Raw genomic sequence first — 19,563 nt, 5'->3', positions numbered from 1 at the left:
ATGCGTTTCATGTCATAATATGCACATGCAATCGCAGTGATCAGCGAACAGGTTTTATCCATGTCCATTTCGCCCAAGGCATCAATCGTTATTCTGACGGGCGCGGGTATCTCTGCCGAATCAGGCCTCGCAACATTTCGCGATCAGGGCGGCCTGTGGGCCGATCATGACATTCGCGATGTGGCAACACCGGAGGGCTTTGCCCGCAATCCCGATCTGGTCTTCGATTTTTACAATATGCGCCGCCGCGAAGCCCGAAAGGCACAGCCGAATGCGGCCCATTATGCGCTTGCCAGGCTGGAGAATGACTGGCCCGGAAATGTGTTGCTGGTGACCCAGAATGTCGATGATCTGCATGAACGCGCCGGATCAAAAAACATCATTCACATGCATGGTGCTCTGAATTCCGCGCTCTGTTTTGAATGTGGCAGCCGCCAGAGCTGGAGCGGAGACCTTGATCAAGGCACCATCTGCTCCAACTGCTCGCGTCCGGGCCTTCGTCCCGACATCGTCTGGTTTGGCGAAATTCCTTACCACATGGAAGATATCGGTGAAGCGCTGGCGCAGTCTGGCCTTTTTATCTCAATCGGAACATCGGGAACCGTCTACCCGGCGGCCGGCTTTGTTATGGAAGCCGGCATGCATGAAGCCCACACGATCGAAATAAATCTGGAGGCCACAGGCAACACACTTTTTCAGGAGTGTTATGAAGGAAAAGCTGCAACAGCCGTTCCTGAATATGTCGAATCCCTGCTTACCGGCCTGAACCGATAGCGAACGGTACAACTGTCGGGGGCGATTGACGACTGCACCACAAAACGTGATAACAATGGTCATATTTTAGGAAGCTCTTTGTTGCCAGATACCCCCTTATGGCAATGACCTGACAGGATGTTTCATGACCGTTCAACAATCAGACATTACCCCACCCAATATCGAACGCGTGCGTCACGAACTGAAAAGGCGGACGCTGACTGTCACCAGATGCGAACCCCTCACGCCGGTGATGCGCCGCATTCATCTGACAAGCGATGATCTCGGTGATTTCATCAGTGCAGCACCTGACGACCACATCAAATTGTTTTTCGATACCGGCGGCGAAAAACAGGAAATGCGGGACTACACGCCGCGTCATTTCGACATTGAGCAAAAAACGCTGGTGATCGATTTCGCCTTGCATGATGCAGGTCCGGCAACCGCATGGGCCATTACAGCGCAACCCGGTGATACGCTGGATATCGGCGGCCCGAGGGGTTCTGCCGTCATCAGGGAACCGGTGAACCACTGGGTTCTGATCGGCGATGAAACAGCGCTGCCTGCTATTGGAAGACGGATTGAGGAAGCGCCCGCGGCCAAAAAGATCACAGCCATTATTGCAGTTCCGGGCCCGCAAGATCATCAGACTTTTGATACCAAGGCAAACGTCACGCTGTGCTGGATCGACCGCCCCGCAGAGCAGGCGACCGACGCCGCCCCTTTTCTCAGCATTCTCAAAGACATTTCATTCGAACCGGAAACACTGGTTTGGGCTGGTGCAGAGGCAAATGTCGTTCGCGCGTTGCGCGCATATCTTCTGGAGGAGCGTGATTTTCCGAAAAGCTGGATGAAACTTTCAGGCTACTGGGTCAAAAACAAACCCGGCGAGAGCGAAAAAAACCTCTGACGGGAACCGCCTTTGCAAGCGGGACGGCCGTCTCCGGGGTCAGATATTGCCGACAACCCGGTTGCGACCCTGTTTTTTCGCCGCGTAGAGGTGCTGGTCTGCCAGATCGGTGAAATGATCAAGTGTGTCCCCCTCGCCCGGCACAGCAGAATAAAAACCAACGCTGATCGTCAGGCTGACATAGCCTCGCTCTGAGGCTACCGGACTTGCTTCAACCTCTTGCCGCAACCGCTCCAGATGCCGGGCGATTTCCCCGGCGTCACCGGAAAGGGTCAGCGCAATAAATTCCTCGCCCCCATAGCGGGCCACCAGATCACCACCACGCCTGAAGTGCGCTTTTAAGATCTCACCGAGATGCCCAAGGCATCTGTCGCCGAATATATGCCCTTCACGATCATTAATCGGCTTGAAGTGATCGACATCGATCATTGCAAGCGTGAAACGCCAGCTGTTGCGCCGGCTAAGTTCAAAATCACGTGCAGCACGTTCCATGAAATGACCACGATTAAACAAGCCGGTCAGGCCATCTGTAATACTGATTTCATGGAGGCTCTGATTGGCATTATTCAGCGCTTTGTTCAGGCGCGCCAGTTTCCTGTTCCAGTAAACAACCAGCGCCACGACAAGGATGATAACAAGCGTGATCCCCGCCAGAACCCGGTAATCAACGGCTCGCTGGAAGGGCTGCAATTTCTGTCGTGCGAGTATTGTTTCAACGGTCTGACGATCGATACCGGCAACGAGTTTGTCGAAAATCCTTCCTAGAAACGGCTGCTCACCACTGGTTGCGACAACAACCTCCAGCGTCTCCGATATTCTTCCGGAAATCTTCACCGCGTTGGTATCCATCGTGGCGATCAGAAAAGCCAGACCATCAAGCGGACCGACGACGGCATCCAGCCGTCCATCCAGCACTGCATTCAGCCCCGCGCTCTCACTTTGGATGGCTTCAAGTTCAACGTAAGGATAGCGAACCTGCAACATATCCAGAGGGGCGTGTGCCGGAACAATACCAACTTTCTGCCCATTCAGATCGCGCAAAGACTCGACAAATGGCGCTTCGAGAGCACTCGCCACAGCAAGCGGTACATCGAGATATGACAACGAAATATCGAAGGCCGCGCCCGCCATATTGGCCCGTGCTGCAAATGGCAGAACATCACAGCCGGTCGCGTCAATCGCGGCGTTGTTTTTCCCGAGATACGAAACCGGCTCTGCCTGCCATTCAAACCCACCCCGTTCAGCCATCAGGTTCATGATATCGACGACTGCCCCCTCAAGTTCGCCATTCTCAGACCGGCGCACATAGGGTGGGATGACCGGATCAACACAAACCCTGATCACGCCCTTCTCCCGCAAGTACGCTCGTTCTTCCGGGGTCAGAACGGAATGACGGCGGGTCACACCCGCAACTGGCGGGCCGAGCCAGCGCGCTTCCATTTGTTGCCAGCGGGACAAGGGCACGGATTCGAGTGACTTATCGATGATACTCGCCAAGTATGGATAATCGGGCGTAACGCCGAAGCGAAGATCCTCGCGCTCGACGTCATCCATCGTAAACTCACCACCGATTTCGATATTGATCAAACCCAGACGCCGCACGATCGCATTGCCGTTCGATAAGGACGTGACCGCAGCATCGATCAGTCCATCGGAAAGGGCCTGCATGAGATCATCCTGTGTCCCGAACTCGACAACATGTTTAAACCGGGCCGCCACCGCGTCCGCATAATAAACATCGCGCGTAATACCGATCGTCTGGCCTTCGAGGTCCTCCAGCCCGCTATAGACCCCAAAACCCGAGCGAACAAAAACAGCGTTCGGAATGCGATGATAGAGATCTGAAAACAGCGTAAACTCTGCGCGGTCCGGCGTGTAGGAAATGTTCGTGATCACATCGATCTCGCCACTCCTGAACTGCTCCAGTAGCCTGGACCAGTTATCGAACACCGGTTCAAAAACAAGACCAGTGCGCGAGGAGATATACTGCGCCAGATCAACGGCCAATCCCTGTCCGCGTCCGTTCTCCAGAAAGCTGAAGGGCTCATAGTCCGCCATAAAACCGATCCTGATCGGCGACGCATCTTCCAGAAAGGCCTGTTCTTCCGGCAAAAGCCGAAGCGATCCATTGCCCATCGGTCGATCACTTCTGTATATCAGCCAGCGTTCAGTAATTGACTCCAGTTCCTCATTGGGCAAAGCATCGATGGCTTTTGACAAGATGTTATGCAACAGCGCCTGATCGGGATTGCCGTTGTCCCGGATAACGCCAATTCGAAAGTCCTCCAGCGATACAGCTGCCAGCGGCAAACTTCCAGCTTTGGCGACATTCGAAAAGCCGTTATCATGAATGAAGAACTGGCCAGTCATCTCCGGTGCCAGAGCAGCATCAACCCAGCCAAAGGCAACAGCGGCCACAAGATCACGGTAAGTGGCATATTCCACAAGATCGAAGTCGGCAGAACGCAGAGCTTTCTCGTAGAAAATATTCTGGATAATGCCTATTCTCTGTTTTTTTAAAGCATCCAGATTGTCGGAGGTTTCCAGCGGTCGATCAATATTGTGAAACAGAACAGTATTGCGAAGATGATAGGCTGGGGTGAAATCGATAAACCGCGACCTGTCATCTGTCTTCGAGATATCGGCAACCGCATCGAGCGAACCTTGCCTGAACTGGCCATAAATCTGCGCCCAGGACCCCATCCGGGGCTGAAAGTTGAGCCCTGTCATCAACGTGATGCGATCCAGCACATCAATGGTCCAGCCCATGATCTGGCCGTTTACATAAAATGAGTAAGGCTCGTTATCCGCCACAACACCGATACTGACATCGGGGTTTTCAGCAATCCACTGGCGTTCCTCGTCACTGAGTCGAAGATGGGACGCCTCTACCTCGGAAGCAAAAGGCGGAAATACAAAGGAAAACAAGATGATAAATGAAAGCGCTATCACAATCAGGGCGCGCATAATTGCAACGCACATCCGTGAACACGCTGCCATCGCGTTCAAATAATCATAACCCATTGCCTGCATTTGATATTGTCTTTTCCGTAGTTTTTCCGGCCCCTCCCCAAAACATAACAAACAACGGGAACAATATCTGGCGGCCGCATTCCTGATGGCAAATTATTAGGCTTACAACAGAAAGTAAACCAAGACGGCATTAGTGGGTCTATTTTTTCAGATCGCCTTTCCAGCGAATATCCCGGTCACCATGTCTGACCAATACGACGCATTCAAAATGACGCCTTTCCGTGCTTCCATGAAAAGGTCGTGTTGATTTGCGATTCGACAGAAAAGCGAAACAGTGGAGTTGATCTGATGCATTGCACCTTGCTGGGTATCCCGGTCCAGTCCGGTACCGGTCGCAGAGGCTGTGACATGGGGCCGGACGGTCTGCGTGCCGCCGGCCTGACAGAAGCCATTGAAAGCCTCGGACATACAGTCAGCGATGCCGGAAACCTTGAGCCAGCGCCTTTACGTCCGGTTTCGCATCCAAATTCTGTACTGAAAGCCTTGCCCGAAACTGTCGCATGGCTTGATGCGCTCAGTGAGAAAGCCTACGCCCTGGCATCAGAAGGAATGCCCGTTTTTCTTGGCGGCGATCACATTATGGCTGCCGGGACGGTTTCGGGTGTCGCGCGCCACGCGAACGATGTCGGCCGCCCGCAATTCGTGCTGTGGCTGGATGCCCATCCGGATTTTCATACGCTCAACAGCACCACAAGCGGCAACCTGCATGGCACGCCGGCAGCCTATTTTACCGGTCAGGACAGCTTTGAAGATATTTATCCGAAGCTTCATGCCGCAGTATCTCCGGAAAATGTATGCATGATCGGTATCCGCAGTGTCGATCCACCAGAACGCATTTTGCTGCGCGAAGCGGGCGTGACCGTGCACGATATGCGGGCCATTGATGAGAATGGTATCGCAGTCCTGCTCTCTGCCTTTCTTGAGAAGGTCGCCGCCGCCAACGGTATGCTGCATGTCAGTCTTGACGTGGATTTTCTTGATCCGTCGATCGCACCCGGCGTCGGCACCACTGTTCCCGGCGGAGCCACTTTCAGGGAAGCGCATCTCGCTATGGAAATGCTCCACGACAGTGGCCTTGTTACCAGCCTTGATCTGGTCGAGCTCAACCCGTTTCTCGATGAGCGTGGCAAAACCGCCCTGCTTCTGACTGACCTGACAGCCAGCCTTTTAGGGCGTCAGGTTATGGACCGTCCCACACGGAGTTTCGGCTGATGTCCCGCGAAAACCTGAATATCGTCCCGTTTGTCAGCGTTGATGACATGATGCGTATCGTGCTCGCGATTGGCGTTGAAGACTTTCTGAAAGGGCTCGCGGAGAAAGTTGAAACCGACTTTTGCCGCTGGGAAAGCTTTGACAAGACCGCCCGCATCGCTTCGCACTCGAAAGATGGCGTGATTGAGCTGATGCCTGTCAGCGATGGCGAGCGTTATGCGTTCAAATACGTCAACGGCCATCCCAAGAACATGCGCGAAGGCCTGCAAACCGTTACAGCCTTTGGCGTTTTGTCTGATGTGGGCAATGGGTATCCGATCCTGATTTCGGAGATGACCATTCTGACTGCGCTAAGAACCGCAGCAACCTCTGCTGTCGTTGCGAAATATCTGGCGCCAAAGAACGCGAAAACAATGGCAATCATCGGCAATGGTGCACAGTCTGAATTTCAGGCCATGGCATTTCGCGGACTTCTCGGTATCGAGAAACTCAAGCTTTTCGACATCGACAGGACGGCAAGCGAAAAATGCCGGACCAATCTGGGCCGTTTCGGCTTTGATATTGAAGTCTGTTCAAGCGGTGAAGACGCGGTCGAAGGCGCTGATATCATCACCACCGTAACTGCAGATAAGCAATATGCGACGATTTTAACAGACAACATGGTCGGTCCGGGCGTGCATATCAACGCTGTGGGTGGCGACTGCCCCGGCAAGACAGAGTTGCATGCCGATATTCTGATGCGTTCCGATATCTTTGTTGAGTTTCCGCCTCAAACCCGGATCGAGGGAGAAATTCAGCAACTGCCGAACGATCACCCTGTCACTGAATTATGGCAGGTGATGACCGGTGCGGCTGAAGGGCGACGCAATGAAAGCCAGATCACATTGTTTGATTCCGTCGGGTTTGCCACCGAGGATTTCTCAGCGCTGAGCTATCTGCACGATGTTCTGCCTGATGCACCGTTCTATCAGGAACTCGACATGCTGGCCGATCCCGATGAGCCGCGCGATCTGTTTGGCATGCTTTTGCGAAAGGAAGCGGCCAGCAGCTGAAACAATCAGCCACTGCCGATCAGCATCCCGGCTGCAAGCACAAGACCACCGCCAAGCACGACCTGAAAAGTGGCGCGCATAAACGGTGTTTCCATATATTTGTTCTGGATCCAGGCAATCGCCCACAGTTCGAAGAAAACGACAATGATGGCGACAATCGTCGCCGTCCAAAATTCTGGGATCAGATATGGCAAGGCATGACCAAGGCCACCGACCGTGGTCATAATGCCCGAGGCGAGACCGCGCTTCAGTGGCGAACCGCGGCCGGAAAGCTTGCCATCATCATGGGCCGCTTCGGTGAATCCCATCGAAATACCGGCACCAACGGCGGCAGACAGGCCGATCAGAAATGTCTGCTTGGTATCCTGGGTGGCAAAGGCGGCCGCAAAGATTGGCGCCAGCGTCGAAACGGAGCCGTCCATCAGACCGGCAAGACCAGGTTGAACCCAGGTCAGCAAAAACTGACGCCGCTCATTGGCCTGCTCTTCCTGCTGAACCGATTCCGGGGCGTGTTTCTCTGTCAGTTCCCGGGCTATTTCTTCATGCCCTTCCTCTGCCATCGCCAGATCACCCAGCAACTTGCGGGTATCAGCATCACCGACCTGACTTGCCGCAGCCCGATAGAACCGGCAGGCCTGGTCTTCCATTTCAATCGTTTGAGCCCGGATCTTCTCCAACGACAGCGACTTCATCAGCCAGTCAGGCTTTCGTTCATAAAAACCACGAACATGCTCGCGGCGGATCAGCGGAATCACATCTCCGAACCGGCGCTTATGCATATCGATCAGCAGCTGCCGATGCCGGTCTTCGACCATTGCCATGTCATCAAAGATCTTTGCGGTTCCGGCATAGTCGCCTCTCAGGCGTTCGGCATATGCTTTGTAGATGCGCGCATCATCCTCTTCCGACGAAATTGCAAGTGCCAGAACTTCCTGTTCCGAAAGAGATGAAAAATCCCGCCGTGCCCGCGTAAAGAAATTAAAAGCCATCACACCACCCGTACACTTTTTAGAATTTTTCTAAACTAATAATGCGGGAAGGTCAAATGACATAACGCTGACACAACAATTTTGGGGCCACCACATCGAAGACGTGAAGGCCGCATGCGGTGCGCGTATCTTTGGGTTTGCGTTCTGCCGCTCGCGATCACAGAGAGTGAAAGGCTTACGCTTCGACTTCGACATCGCTCAGCGGGCGTGAGCAGCAGGCGAGGATATAGCCATCATCCATTTCATCATCAAGGATGCCGCCATTGTGCTGCATATCAACCTTACCGGAACGGCATTTAACACGGCAGGTGCCGCAGATCCCGGACTCACAGGCCGCCGGGATCCGCACGCCGGCAGAGCGCGCCATCTGAAGGATCGTAAAGCCCGGTTCGGCTTCCACACGCACACCGGCCTCGGCAAAGGCAATCGTGAACAGCTTTTCAGCCTCCCCACTGTCGCCAACGCCAACGGTCGGCGGAGGCAATTCCGGCGTGAAGGTTTCTTCGAAATACTGATTTTCCATATCGAAGCTGGAGCTGATCAACGATTCCCGCACGGTCGCCATAAATGGTTCAGGCCCGCAGCAAAAGACCTGACGCTCCAGAAAATCCGGAACGAGGAGGCCGATCTTGGCACGGTCGATAAAGCCTTTAAGACCAGACCAAAGCTGGGTTCGTTCAAGCTCGGACACGATAAAGCCGAGATTGAAGAACGGCATGTAGCGGGCTTTGTATTCCAGCTCCCAGCGAAAAATAATATCATTGGGCGAGCGGGCGCAGTGGATAAAGGCGATATCCGTATCAGGGTCACGATCACCGAGATCGCGTGTCATCGCCATCATCGGGGTTATGCCGGAACCGGCAGAAATAAACAGATACTTATCCGCTGGATGCTTCACATAAGAAAAATCGCCCAGCGGCCCGATCGCCCTGATCTTCATGCCGGGATGCAGATTCTCAAACATCCACCGCGTGCCGATACTGTCTTTCTGGGCCTTCACCGTAACGGCAATTGTGAACGGTCGCGACGGACTCGATGAGATCGTATAGGTTCTCAAGAGCGGCTCCGGTCCCACAGGCAGTTCCAGAGTGATGTATTGCCCCGGCAGGTAACGAAACCAGATGTGCTCATGCTCGGCGCGGAAGGTGAAGGTCATCACATCCGGTGCTTCCGGTGTCCACGCCACGCATTCCAGCATGTGCTCGCGGGCATTCCACGGCACCATCTCATCGATATGTTTGAAGAGCGGATTTCTGACCATATCAGGCAACAACCGATAAAGATGTTTCACATTCCGGCAGACGGCTTTCCATTGTAGCCGCATACCATTCGACGAACTGCATCACACCGCCTTCATCTTCAGCAGAGTATGGGCCAGGTTCATAAGCAGGCGAACGAATGCCACGGGCATTTTCTTCCACGATCTGCCGGTCCTGATCATTGGTGAACTTCCAGACATGGGTGAGTTCGTCCAGATCATAGTCAATGCCCTCAACCGCGTCCTTCGGCACCAGCCAGGTTGTGGTCACTTCCGTTTCCTCCGGTCCAATGGGGGTGACGCGGAAGGAAATGGCGTGATCGCCAAGAAAGTGGTTCCAGTTCGTCGGATAGTGAAACAGCACCAGGGCACCAATACCCGGCATCTTGGTATTCGGCCCCATCGGCTTTTTTACAGCGCGCTTACCGGACATTGTGTAGCTTTCCGCCCCGGCAATCAGCGGCATGCGGGCAATCCGGAACTGACCGCCCGGATCGATCACAAACTTCGAGGCCAGCCCCGCAGCCTCACAATGTGCCCAGTGCGCCAGTATTTCCGGATCATCCATCACTCCCTGAACGCCTGTAACCGATGCGGCCTCCGGATAGGTCTTGCAAAGCTCCGGATGGTTGGCCGCGCAATGATAGCATTCACGGTTATTTTCCCAGACGAGCTTCCAGTTCCCTTTTTCGATAATCGACATCTTGTACGCCACCTTGGCATCACGGATCTGATGCGCGGCGATATAGGGGGTAATGGTCTCTCTCAGCGGCCCTATTTCAGGCGGGTTGTCGGAAAGACAGATAAAGATATAGCCCTCGATGCTCTCGCAATGGATCGGCTTGAGACCAAACTTCGACTTGTCGAAATCATCGCCCATGTGCCGCACATACTGGAGCGTGCCGTCCAGATCATAGGTCCATTGATGATAGGGGCAGACAAGCTTGGCAGTCGTACCCTTTTCCGCCGAGCAGACACGCGATCCACGGTGACGGCAGGAATTATGCAGCGCGCGGATTTCCCGGTCACGCCCCCTTGTGAGGATCACGGAAAAGTCGCCAATCTGAAGTGTCAGATAATTGCCGGGCTTCGCGATTTCACAATCATGCCCGACGAACAGCCAATCGCGATAAAAGACCGTTTCCATATCGACACGGAAATAATCAGGGTCCGTATAGAACGGTCTGGCCAGAGTATATCCCTGCCGTCGGGCCTGCAGTTGTTCGAGTATCATCTGGCGTATCGTCATCGGCGGCCTCGCAGAATCGGTTAAAAAGCGGGCAATAAGCATCATTAAAGCACCGACCGATAACAGCCTGCATTCCATCTACGACATCACGTTCAAGAATGACGACACTGAGAACTGACATGGCATCAGACCTGCGAAAGACGTCCTCTGTTCAGTGGGTCAGAAAACGCAACAGAGCAGCAAAGCCCAATCGCACGCGGCAACCTCGATGCGGAACATAAAGTCCTTTGTTCACTGCACGCTTTGTTTTAAACGGGATTGAAACAGGGCGCAGACAGCAGATCATGGCACGCATTATTCATATCAGAACAGAAGAACAGACAGCACTGACCGAGGCCGGTCGAGTGCTTAAAGGCGGGGAGCTGACAGCCATTCCGACCGAAACGGTCTATGGACTTGCTGCTGATGCAACCAACCCGGATGCTATCGCGAAAATTTACGCCGCAAAGGGCCGTCCGTCCTTCAATCCGCTGATTTGCCATATGTCCGATCTTGCCATGGCAGAACGCTACGCCATTTTCTCCCCTCTTGCGCGCAAGCTCGCACACGCCTTCTGGCCCGGACCTTTGACACTTGTGCTGCCTTTAAAGGCGGATTGCTGCATAGCATCTGCAGCGACAGCCGGCCTGCCAACGGTTGGCATTCGCGTGCCGCAGGGTTTTGCCGGACGGCTGATAGACCATATCGACCGCCCTCTTGCGGCACCTAGTGCGAACACATCCGGACAAATCAGCCCAACGACAGCGGCCCATGTGGACGCGGATCTGGGTGCCAAAATACCGCTTATTCTTGATGGTGGCCCGGCAGGCGTCGGTGTGGAGTCCACGATCGTGAAGGTTGAAGATGACACAATCACACTTTTAAGGCCCGGCGGCATCTCCGCTGCAGAAATCGAAGGCCTGACCGGCCAGCATGTGAAACGGCATAAAGCCCTGACCGCAATTGTCGCGCCGGGGATGATGGTCTCGCACTATGCACCGCATGCTGCTGTGCGGCTGAATGCCAAAAGCGTATCCTCGGGTGAAGCGCTGGTTCTGTTCGGCCGGCCCGATATCACCGGCATTGAAAGCGCAGCCGCGGTTTATCAATTGAGCGAAACAGAAAGCCTGGCTGAAGCGGCCAGTCGCCTCTACGATACAATGAAAAGCGCCGACAAGGCTGGCGCTGCGACCATCGCCTTCACGCCGATCCCGACAGATGGCATTGGTGAAGCGATCAATGACCGGCTTGCACGGGCCGCCGCACCGCGCCCGGCTGCCGGGGAGAGTGAATAGATGAGTATTTCAATGCCTGATAAAGCCCTGATTGAGCAGTTCAAAGCGATCATCGGGCCGGCCCACGCCCTGACAGATCCAGCCGATATCGAACCCTATCTGACCGAAAACCGGGGGCTTTACAGGGGTAATACGTCACTGGTTCTCAAGCCTGCTTCGACAGAAGAAGTTGCTGCCATCATGAAGCTTGCCAGCCAGACAAAGACGCCCGTCGTTCCCGCTGCAGGACGAACCGGGCATGTTGGCGGACATGTTCCGCGTGAATCCGGCACAGATATCGTCGTCTCGCTGGAACGCATGGATAAGATCAGAAGGATCGATGCAACAGCGAATTACATTATCGCCGATGGCGGCGCCATTCTGGCGGATGTGCAGAAGGCAGCAGACGGCATCGACCGGCTCTTCCCACTTTCGCTTGGCTCGGAAGGCTCCTGCCGGATCGGGGGCAACCTTGCCACAAATGCTGGCGGCACGGCGGTTCTGGCCTACGGAAACATGCGTAACCTCTGCCTTGGTCTTGAGGTCGTTCTGCCAACCGGTGAAATCTGGAACGGGCTCAGGAGCCTGAAAAAGGATAATACAGGCTATGATCTGCGCGATCTGTTCATCGGCGCTGAAGGCACGCTTGGTATCATTACCGGCGCGGTCTTGAAGCTTTTCCCCAAACCGCGCGGACATCAGGTGGCCTTTGCCGCAACATCTTCGCCGGAGCAGGCACTTGCCTTTTTCAACCTCGCTTCGAACCGCTGTGCATCCGCTCTGACCGGTTTCGAAATCATGGCCCGGATGGCGTTTGACTTCACCATCAAGCACACTGATGGCGCGCGCGATCCGCTGACGGCAAAATACCCGTGGTACACACTTGTCGACGTTTCGACGTCTGACAGTCAGGACGCGGCAGACGCTATGATGCAGTCCCTTCTGGAAGACGCTTTTGAACAGGGCGTCGTGGAAGATGCTGTGATCGCCAAGTCGCAAAGCGAGATCGACGAACTCTGGCATATGCGCAACACCATGTCAGAAGCGCAGAAGCCGGAAGGCGGCTCAATCAAGCATGATGTGTCCGTGCCGGTTTCGTCCGTACCAGCCTTCCTGCATGAAGCAGATGCCGCCGTCATGAAAGCTGTTCCGGATGCGCGGATCTGCGCTTTCGGCCATATCGGTGACGGCAATATTCACTACAATATTTCCCAGCCGAAAGGCGCTGACAAGGCCGCGTTTCTGGCGCGCTGGGGCGAGGTCAACAAAATCGTCCATGCCATTGTCTTGTCCCATGGCGGTTCGATTTCCGCAGAGCATGGAATTGGCCGCCTGAAGCGGGACGAACTGGCCGATATTCGTGAGCCCATCGAGATCGACCTCATGCAGCGCATCAAACAGGCGTTTGATCCCGAAGGCATCATGAACCCGGATAAAGTTCTGAAAAGTCGCACAACTTTGAAGGATGACCGGTCATGACAATAAGTCAGTTGATGGGCGGGCTGGGAAACCAGATGTTTGAGTATGCCACAGGCCGGGCACTGTCACTGCGACTTAGGCAGCCACTTATGCTCGACATCACGGGATTCTCGCGTGACCCTTTGCGCGACTATGCCCTCGGCGACTTCAATATTGAAGCCGGCCTGATCACCGATCGCAAAAAGCGACCGCCGAAATTCAGTGCAGGGCTGCAGCAGTCCATTGCCAACGCCGTTCTTGGCGCATTTGGCATGCCACGCCGTATTCTTGAACAATCCATGGCTTTTGATCCGGCCATCCCGCAACTGCGCGGTAACGTCTATCTGAGCGGGTTCTGGCAATGCGAGCGTTATTTCTCCGGTTACGCCGATACCATTCGAAACGACCTCTCCCTTAAAGCCCCGTTTACCGCCGAACGCGCCGCGATCGCCCGGCAAATGAACGCTGTGAACGCCGTATCTGTTCATATTCGTTGCGGCGATGATCCGAACGATCCGGCTTCGCGTGCGCTTTTCGGTGTCTGCGATGCTGACTGGTTTCGCGAGGCCATGCGCCGGATGGCAGAGCGGATCGAAAACCCGACGTTCTTTGTGTTTTCGGATCACCCGCCCTTTGCCCGCGAAATTATCGGCGAGGACTATCCGATCATCTTTATCGACCCGAATGCGGATGGCCGCGACTGCGAAGATATGATGCTGATGAGCAGGTGCGGTTCGCATATCCTGCCCAACAGCACGTTCAGCTGGTGGGGAGCCTGGCTGAACCCCAGTCCTGAAAAACATGTCATAGCGCCCGCGCGCTGGTTCCCCGAAGCGCAAAAACTGAACGGAGAACATGTCGTGCCTGAAAGCTGGGAGCGGCTCTGACCAATCAGGCCCTGATACCGGCCGTGTAAAACACACCGAAGCGGGCGAATGTGCGCCGTGTGTTGACGAACAATACAGCCAGAGCCAGCATAAGCATACCAACATCGCTGAACGGCGAGGCCAGCCAGATACCGGTCTCTTCCAAAAAGCGCGGCAGCACAAACACAAGGGGTATCGTGAAAAGATAGGTTCGGCCGAGGCTGATGGCTGCGGCACTGGCAGCCTGCCCCAGCGCCTGAAAATATCCGGACAAAACCATCAGCGGTGCAACGAGAACATAAGCTGCGCTGACGATGCGAACGATACGAACCGCGGCATCAACAGTCGCAGGATCGCTCACAAACAGCGCGCTGATCGGTGCAGCACCGAGTTGAAACGTCAATTCCACAGTCAGGCCGTAACAAAGACCGACAGCAAGACCGATCATCAGTGTACGGTCAGAACGAGCAAAGGCCCTTGCGCCGAAATTATTTCCGACAATGGACTGACAGGCAAAGTTCAATCCCATCAATGGCAGGAAGGCGAAGGTCAACAAACGGGACGCGATGCCGTAAGCCGCAATCGTCACATCGTAGTTATCACCACCCCAGTATTTCACTGCAATCAGATAGCTCGCCGTTGTCAGGCTCGTTCCGATGAGAGCCAGCGATTGCGGCAGCCCCAGAGCCAGTGTGCGGCGCCAGGCCTCATGCCATGGTTTTCCGGTTCTCGCCCAAAGCCGGATTGGCGTTTTACCGGAAAGCCGAAGTATCAGAACGGCCATAAGCGCCACACATTGCGCGGCAAGTGTTCCGAAAGCGGATCCTGACACACCCCAGCCAAAACGGGCGATAAAGACATAGTTGAAGCCAATATTGGCAAGCGTAACGAAAACCCCGATCAGTGCCATCACGCCGGGCTTTCCCTCCGATCGAAGCGTATCCCCCTGAATGCCGATCAGAAAGGCAAGCGGACTGCCAAAGATCACGATGGCGATATAGGTTTTCGCCATTGCAGAAAGTGCTTCGTCGCCTTGGGCCAGCCAGGCAATGAATGACGGGCCAGCGAGTAGATAGACTCCCATCAGAATAATGGAAACAAGCATTGCCAGCAGTGTCGCCGATTGCATGGCCGACTGGGCCCCGGCATGGTCAGAAGCACCAAGCCGCCGCGCCAGAATGGAGGCCATACCGGACGACACCAGTGTCGTGCACGCATTAAGTGCCATGAAAACCGGAAAGACCAGCGTCACTGCGGCCAACGCAAGCGGGCCAACATACCAGCCAAGAAACAGCGCATCGACGACGGTAAAAAGTCCGCTGACAAGCATCAGCAGCACAATCGGCGCTGCGGTTTTGAAGAAGAGTGGGCCCAATGCGCCGGCTAGATAAGGATTGGCGCGGGCTTCGTCGGAAGTGTTCATAACTGTCCCTGAAGAACACTCATAAAGAAACGGCGGCCCGCATTACCGGAGTTCTGAGTGTCGCAGACAAAATGAACACGAACAATCATCTGGCTTCACCATCGCCTTCAAGGAAAGCGCACGGGCGGCTGGTGCCAGCAACCGCGCGCAATCAATGTCAGAAACGCAAGAAAGTCAAGCGGCGCACCCAACACCTTTTAGATTACCCTTCTTCGCGGGCAACGGCGCGCCAGCCGATATCACGGCGGCAAAAGCCTTCCGGCCAGTCGACATGCTCAATCATCTCATAGGCATGTGTCTGCGCCTCAGTCACATTATGTCCGAGAGCCGTGACATTGAGAACGCGTCCGCCGCTGGCGACCAGTTTGCCATCGCGCATGGCAGTTCCGGCATGAAAGGTGCGCGCCGTTTCGCTGTCAGCGGGCAAACTTTTGATCTCACTGCCTTTCTTGTATGTGCCCGGGTACCCCTTCGTCGCCACAACCACCGTCAAAGCCGTATCACGGCTCCAGACCGCGGAAGCCTGATCCAGCGCTCCATTGGCACAGGCTTCCAGAATATCGAGAAGATCGCTTTGCAGGCGCATCATCATCACCTGACACTCAGGATCACCGAAACGGGCATTATACTCGATCAGTTTCGGGCCTTCAGCCGTGATCATCAGCCCGGCATATAAAACGCCGGAGAATGGATGCCCCATCTCGGCCATGCCGCGGATGGTCGGCTCGATGATTTCACTCATGGTGCGGGCAATCATCGCCTCATCCATCACCGGAGCCGGTGAGTAAGCCCCCATTCCTCCGGTATTCGGCCCGGTATCGCCATCACCAACGGCCTTATGGTCCTGGGCCGTCACCAGCTTCAGAGCGTTTTTGCCGTCAGAAAGGCAAAAGAAGCTGGCCTCCTCGCCGACCAGAAATTCCTCGACGACCACTTCAGCACCGGCTGCACCGAAGATGCCTGAGAAGCAGTCATCGACAGCGGCAAACGCCTCATCATTGGTCCTGGCGACTGTGACGCCCTTGCCCGCAGCCAGCCCGTCAGCCTTGATAACGATCGGCGCGCCGATTTCCGCAACATAGGCTTTAGCGTCTTCTGCATTGGTGAAACGGCGATATGCCCCTGTTGGAATATCGTAGCGCGCGCACAGATCCTTGGTAAAACCTTTCGATCCTTCAAGCTGCGCAGCGGCTTTTGTCGGCCCGAAAACCTTTATACCCGCTGCAAGAAGATCATCAGCAAGCCCTGCCACAAGTGGCGCTTCCGGTCCCACAACGACCAGTCCGATTTCATGGTCCCTGCAAAAAGCGATGACGCCGGCATGTTCTGCGACATCAAGACCGACGCATTCGGCAAGGCCGGCCATGCCGGGATTACCGGGGGCAGCGTAAAGCGTGCCAATTCTTGAAGACTGTGCCAGTTTCCACGCCAGTGCGTGTTCGCGCCCGCCGGACCCGATCAGAAGGACGTTCATTGTGGATTTCCTCCGATTATAACCTGCTGGCGGTTGGGTAAGCAGGCTTGCGGCAAAGGTCAAGGCAGAACGCCTTTAACCTTTGGGGTAATATTGTGGATCGACAGGATCAGTGGCCATCCGGCCATTGTTTCGGCGAGGCCCGGAGCTAAATTCATCCACCTTGAGAGATTTGAAATGGATAAAGACATGGCCTCAGAACAGGTTCACATAGCCCGTATCGTCGCAGATGAAATCAAGGCCCGGCCAGATCAGGTGCAGTCGGCCATGTCGCTCTTGGACGACGGCGCGACCGTACCCTTCGTCGCGCGATACCGCAAGGAAGCCACCGGCGGTCTGGATGACAGTCAGCTTCGCCTTCTTTCCGAACGCGTCTCGTATCTGCGTGAACTGGAAGCGCGCCGCAAAACCATCATCGAATCGATCACCGCCCAGGACAAGATGACAGACGCGCTTTCAGACAGGATCGCAGCCGTCACCACAAAATCAGAACTTGAAGATCTTTATCTTCCTTACAAACCGAAGCGGCGCACACGTGCAATGATCGCCCGCGAAAATGGCTTGCAACCGCTGGCCAATGCAATCTTCGAAAATCGCACCGCGGATCCGGAAACGCTCGCCAAGGCTTATATCAGCGACAAGGTGGCAGACATACGGGCCGCCCTTGATGGTGCCCGCGATATTCTGACAGAGACATTCGCGGAAAACGCCGACCTCGTCGGCAGGCTGCGCCAGTATATGCGCGATAATGCAGTGGTTTACGCCAAAGTGGTTGATGGAAAAGAAGAAGCCGGAGCAAAGTTTTCCGACTATTTTGACCATTGTGAAAGCTGGTCCAAAGCACCGAGCCACCGCATTCTGGCAATGCTGCGCGGATTTAATGAGGAAGTGCTGACGGTTTCGATAGAGGCAGATCGCGACCACCCTGCCCCGGTAAAGCCGGCCCAGCAGATGATTGCACGGTTTTACGATATTGGCGGACGCGGACCTGCGGATGAATGGCTGATGCAGGTGGCCGGGTGGTGCTGGCGGGTCAAGCTTTCCACGACACTGTCGCTTGATCTGATGCGTGAAATGCGCGAGCGCGCCGAAGATGAGGCGATCAATGTGTTCGCCCGCAATCTGAAGGATCTGCTTCTGGCCGCCCCGGCGGGTTCACGTGTCACACTTGGCCTGGATCCGGGCATTCGCACCGGCGTCAAAGTGGCCTGTGTCGATGGCACCGGCAAGCTGCTCGATACGACCACAATCTACCCGTTCCAGCCAAGAAATGATGTGCGCGGTGCAGAAGCGGCGATTAAAGCCCTTATTGCTCGCCACAAGGTATCGCTGATCGCGATCGGCAACGGCACCGCCAGCCGCGAGACCGAAAAGCTTGTTGCTGACGTTTTGAAGGATGTGCCTGAACCCAAACCGATCAAGGTGATTGTTTCGGAAGCCGGCGCTTCGGTTTACTCAGCCTCCGAAACGGCTGCAAAAGAATTCCCCGATCTCGACGTCTCACTCAGAGGTGCGGTTTCAATTGCACGACGCTTGCAGGACCCATTGGCCGAACTGGTGAAGATTGAGCCAAAATCCATTGGCGTTGGCCAGTATCAGCACGATGTCGATCAGTTCAAATTGTCCCGTTCTCTGGATGCTGTCGTCGAAGATGCAGTCAACGGCGTCGGTGTAGACCTGAACACGGCTTCTGCGCCGCTTCTGGCGCGTGTCTCCGGTCTTGGCCCATCGCTTGCTGAATCAATCGTGCTGCATCGCGATACCAATGGTGCTTTTGAAAGTCGCAAAGCACTCCTCAAAGTCGCGCGGCTGGGGCCGCGCGCGTTTGAACAATGTGCAGGCTTTCTGCGCATCCGGGACGGTAAGGAACCGCTGGACGCCTCTGCTGTGCATCCCGAAGCTTATGATGTTGCCAAGAAAATCGTTGCCGCATGCGGACGGGATTTGCGCGAGCTTATGGGCGATAGTGCTACCCTGAAAGCCGTGGATGCGCGGAACTTCGTCGATGAGCAATTCGGCCTGCCAACGGTGCGCGATATTCTGGCAGAGCTGGAAAAGCCCGGACGCGATCCACGCCCGGAGTTTAAAACCGCCAGCTTTGCCGAGGGTATTGACGAAATTTCTGACCTGAAGCCGGGCATGACTCTGGAGGGAACAGTCACAAATGTTGCCGCTTTCGGGGCCTTTGTGGATATCGGCGTGCATCAGGACGGGCTTGTCCACGTCTCCCAACTGGCCGACCGTTTCGTGAAAGACCCTCATGAGATCGTCAAGGCAGGTGATGTCGTGAAAGTCCGTGTCGTTGATGTGGATGTGAAACGCAAACGCATTGGCCTTTCCATGCGCCGTGATGATGGTGCGCCTGCCGAACGAGGCAACAGCCGGACCAGCTCACCGAAGAAGAAAAGCAGCACCTCCGGCAAGCAACAGGATCAGGGCGCGTTTGGCGCAGCACTGGCCAACGCAATGCGTAAGAAGTAGCAACCAGAGATACTTGACACATCGTCTTCCAAAGTGCCTGATAGAAGAAAATTCATAAAGAGCAACAGCTTGCCTTGGGCCTGCGTGTTGCTCAACTTTTTCTCGGGGCGCTTGTTTCTGCGCTGAAATTGAATAATGTACGATAAATTATG

The 19,563-nt window shown here is 55.0% G+C and carries 14 protein-coding genes; 8 read left to right on the top strand and 6 right to left on the bottom strand.

Features of this window, described 5'->3' with window-relative positions:
• Nucleotides 1-60 precede the first annotated feature (60 nt).
• Nucleotides 61-774 (top strand): NAD-dependent deacylase, encoded by a 714-nt coding sequence (locus EDC90_RS00910; protein WP_132307562.1) that lies wholly within the window; start codon nt 61-63, stop codon nt 772-774.
• Nucleotides 775-898: 124 nt separating this feature from the next.
• A complete protein-coding gene (locus tag EDC90_RS00905) occupies nt 899-1,663 on the top strand; it encodes a siderophore-interacting protein (protein WP_132307560.1) in 765 nt (254 codons plus the stop codon).
• A gap of 39 nt (nt 1,664-1,702) precedes the next feature.
• Here EDC90_RS00905 and EDC90_RS00900 read toward each other — a convergent pair whose 3' ends face one another.
• Complete coding sequence (locus tag EDC90_RS00900) at nt 1,703-4,630, bottom strand: transporter substrate-binding domain-containing diguanylate cyclase (protein ID WP_245510879.1); 2,928 nt, start codon at nt 4,628-4,630, stop codon at nt 1,703-1,705.
• A gap of 354 nt (nt 4,631-4,984) precedes the next feature.
• Between EDC90_RS00900 and rocF the strand changes: the two genes are divergently transcribed.
• Nucleotides 4,985-5,908, top strand: coding sequence for an arginase (gene rocF, locus EDC90_RS00895; RefSeq protein WP_132307558.1), 924 nt, complete (start codon nt 4,985-4,987; stop codon nt 5,906-5,908).
• Nucleotides 5,908-6,960: an ornithine cyclodeaminase gene (locus EDC90_RS00890; protein WP_132307556.1), complete on the top strand. Its 1,053-nt coding sequence runs from the start codon at nt 5,908-5,910 to the stop codon at nt 6,958-6,960. Before rocF ends, EDC90_RS00890 begins: the two co-directional genes overlap by 1 nt.
• A 5-nt stretch (nt 6,961-6,965) precedes the next feature.
• On the opposite strand, the gene mbfA is transcribed toward EDC90_RS00890, so the two are convergent.
• From mbfA to EDC90_RS00875, 3 genes are all read right to left on the bottom strand, one after another.
• A complete protein-coding gene (gene mbfA, locus EDC90_RS00885; protein WP_132307554.1) occupies nt 6,966-7,949 on the bottom strand; it encodes an iron exporter MbfA in 984 nt (327 codons plus the stop codon).
• 175 nt (nt 7,950-8,124) lie between these two features.
• The gene (locus tag EDC90_RS00880) at nt 8,125-9,210 is read right to left on the bottom strand and encodes a hybrid-cluster NAD(P)-dependent oxidoreductase (RefSeq protein ID WP_132307552.1); all 1,086 of its coding nucleotides are present in this window, start codon (nt 9,208-9,210) and stop codon (nt 8,125-8,127) included.
• Nucleotide 9,211: 1 nt separating this feature from the next.
• Nucleotides 9,212-10,456 carry an aromatic ring-hydroxylating oxygenase subunit alpha gene (locus EDC90_RS00875; RefSeq protein WP_132307550.1) on the bottom strand — a complete coding sequence of 415 codons (1,245 nt, stop codon included), beginning with the start codon at nt 10,454-10,456 and terminating at the stop codon, nt 9,212-9,214.
• A gap of 284 nt (nt 10,457-10,740) precedes the next feature.
• Here EDC90_RS00875 and EDC90_RS00870 point away from each other — a divergent pair, with 284 nt between their 5' ends.
• Genes EDC90_RS00870 through EDC90_RS00860 form a run of 3 tightly spaced genes read left to right on the top strand, consistent with a single transcriptional unit; the run spans nt 10,741 to nt 14,054 of the window.
• Complete coding sequence (locus EDC90_RS00870) at nt 10,741-11,730, top strand: L-threonylcarbamoyladenylate synthase (protein WP_132307548.1); 990 nt, start codon at nt 10,741-10,743, stop codon at nt 11,728-11,730.
• Nucleotides 11,731-13,188 carry an FAD-binding oxidoreductase gene (locus tag EDC90_RS00865; protein ID WP_132307546.1) on the top strand — a complete coding sequence of 486 codons (1,458 nt, stop codon included), beginning with the start codon at nt 11,731-11,733 and terminating at the stop codon, nt 13,186-13,188.
• Nucleotides 13,185-14,054 carry an alpha-1,2-fucosyltransferase gene (locus EDC90_RS00860; protein WP_132307544.1) on the top strand — a complete coding sequence of 290 codons (870 nt, stop codon included), beginning with the start codon at nt 13,185-13,187 and terminating at the stop codon, nt 14,052-14,054. Before EDC90_RS00865 ends, EDC90_RS00860 begins: the two co-directional genes overlap by 4 nt.
• A gap of 4 nt (nt 14,055-14,058) precedes the next feature.
• Here the strand turns inward: EDC90_RS00860 and EDC90_RS00855 are convergent, their stop codons facing one another.
• Both EDC90_RS00855 and purD read right to left on the bottom strand, forming a co-directional pair.
• Nucleotides 14,059-15,456: an MATE family efflux transporter gene (locus EDC90_RS00855; protein ID WP_132307542.1), complete on the bottom strand. Its 1,398-nt coding sequence runs from the start codon at nt 15,454-15,456 to the stop codon at nt 14,059-14,061.
• A 202-nt stretch (nt 15,457-15,658) separates the two neighbouring features.
• Nucleotides 15,659-16,930 (bottom strand): phosphoribosylamine--glycine ligase, encoded by a 1,272-nt coding sequence (gene purD, locus EDC90_RS00850; RefSeq protein WP_132307540.1) that lies wholly within the window; start codon nt 16,928-16,930, stop codon nt 15,659-15,661.
• Between the two features lie 189 nt (nt 16,931-17,119).
• On the opposite strand from purD, the gene EDC90_RS00845 reads away from it, so the two are divergent.
• Nucleotides 17,120-19,411, top strand: coding sequence for a Tex family protein (locus EDC90_RS00845; RefSeq protein ID WP_132307793.1), 2,292 nt, complete (start codon nt 17,120-17,122; stop codon nt 19,409-19,411).
• Nucleotides 19,412-19,563 lie beyond the last annotated feature (152 nt).

The organism is Martelella mediterranea (genome assembly GCF_004342225.1).
GTDB classification, from domain to species: Bacteria; Pseudomonadota; Alphaproteobacteria; order Rhizobiales; family Rhizobiaceae; genus Martelella; species Martelella mediterranea_B.
The sequence above is the reverse complement of the archived record's forward strand: the minus strand, read 5'-3'. Positions and strand labels throughout refer to the sequence as shown.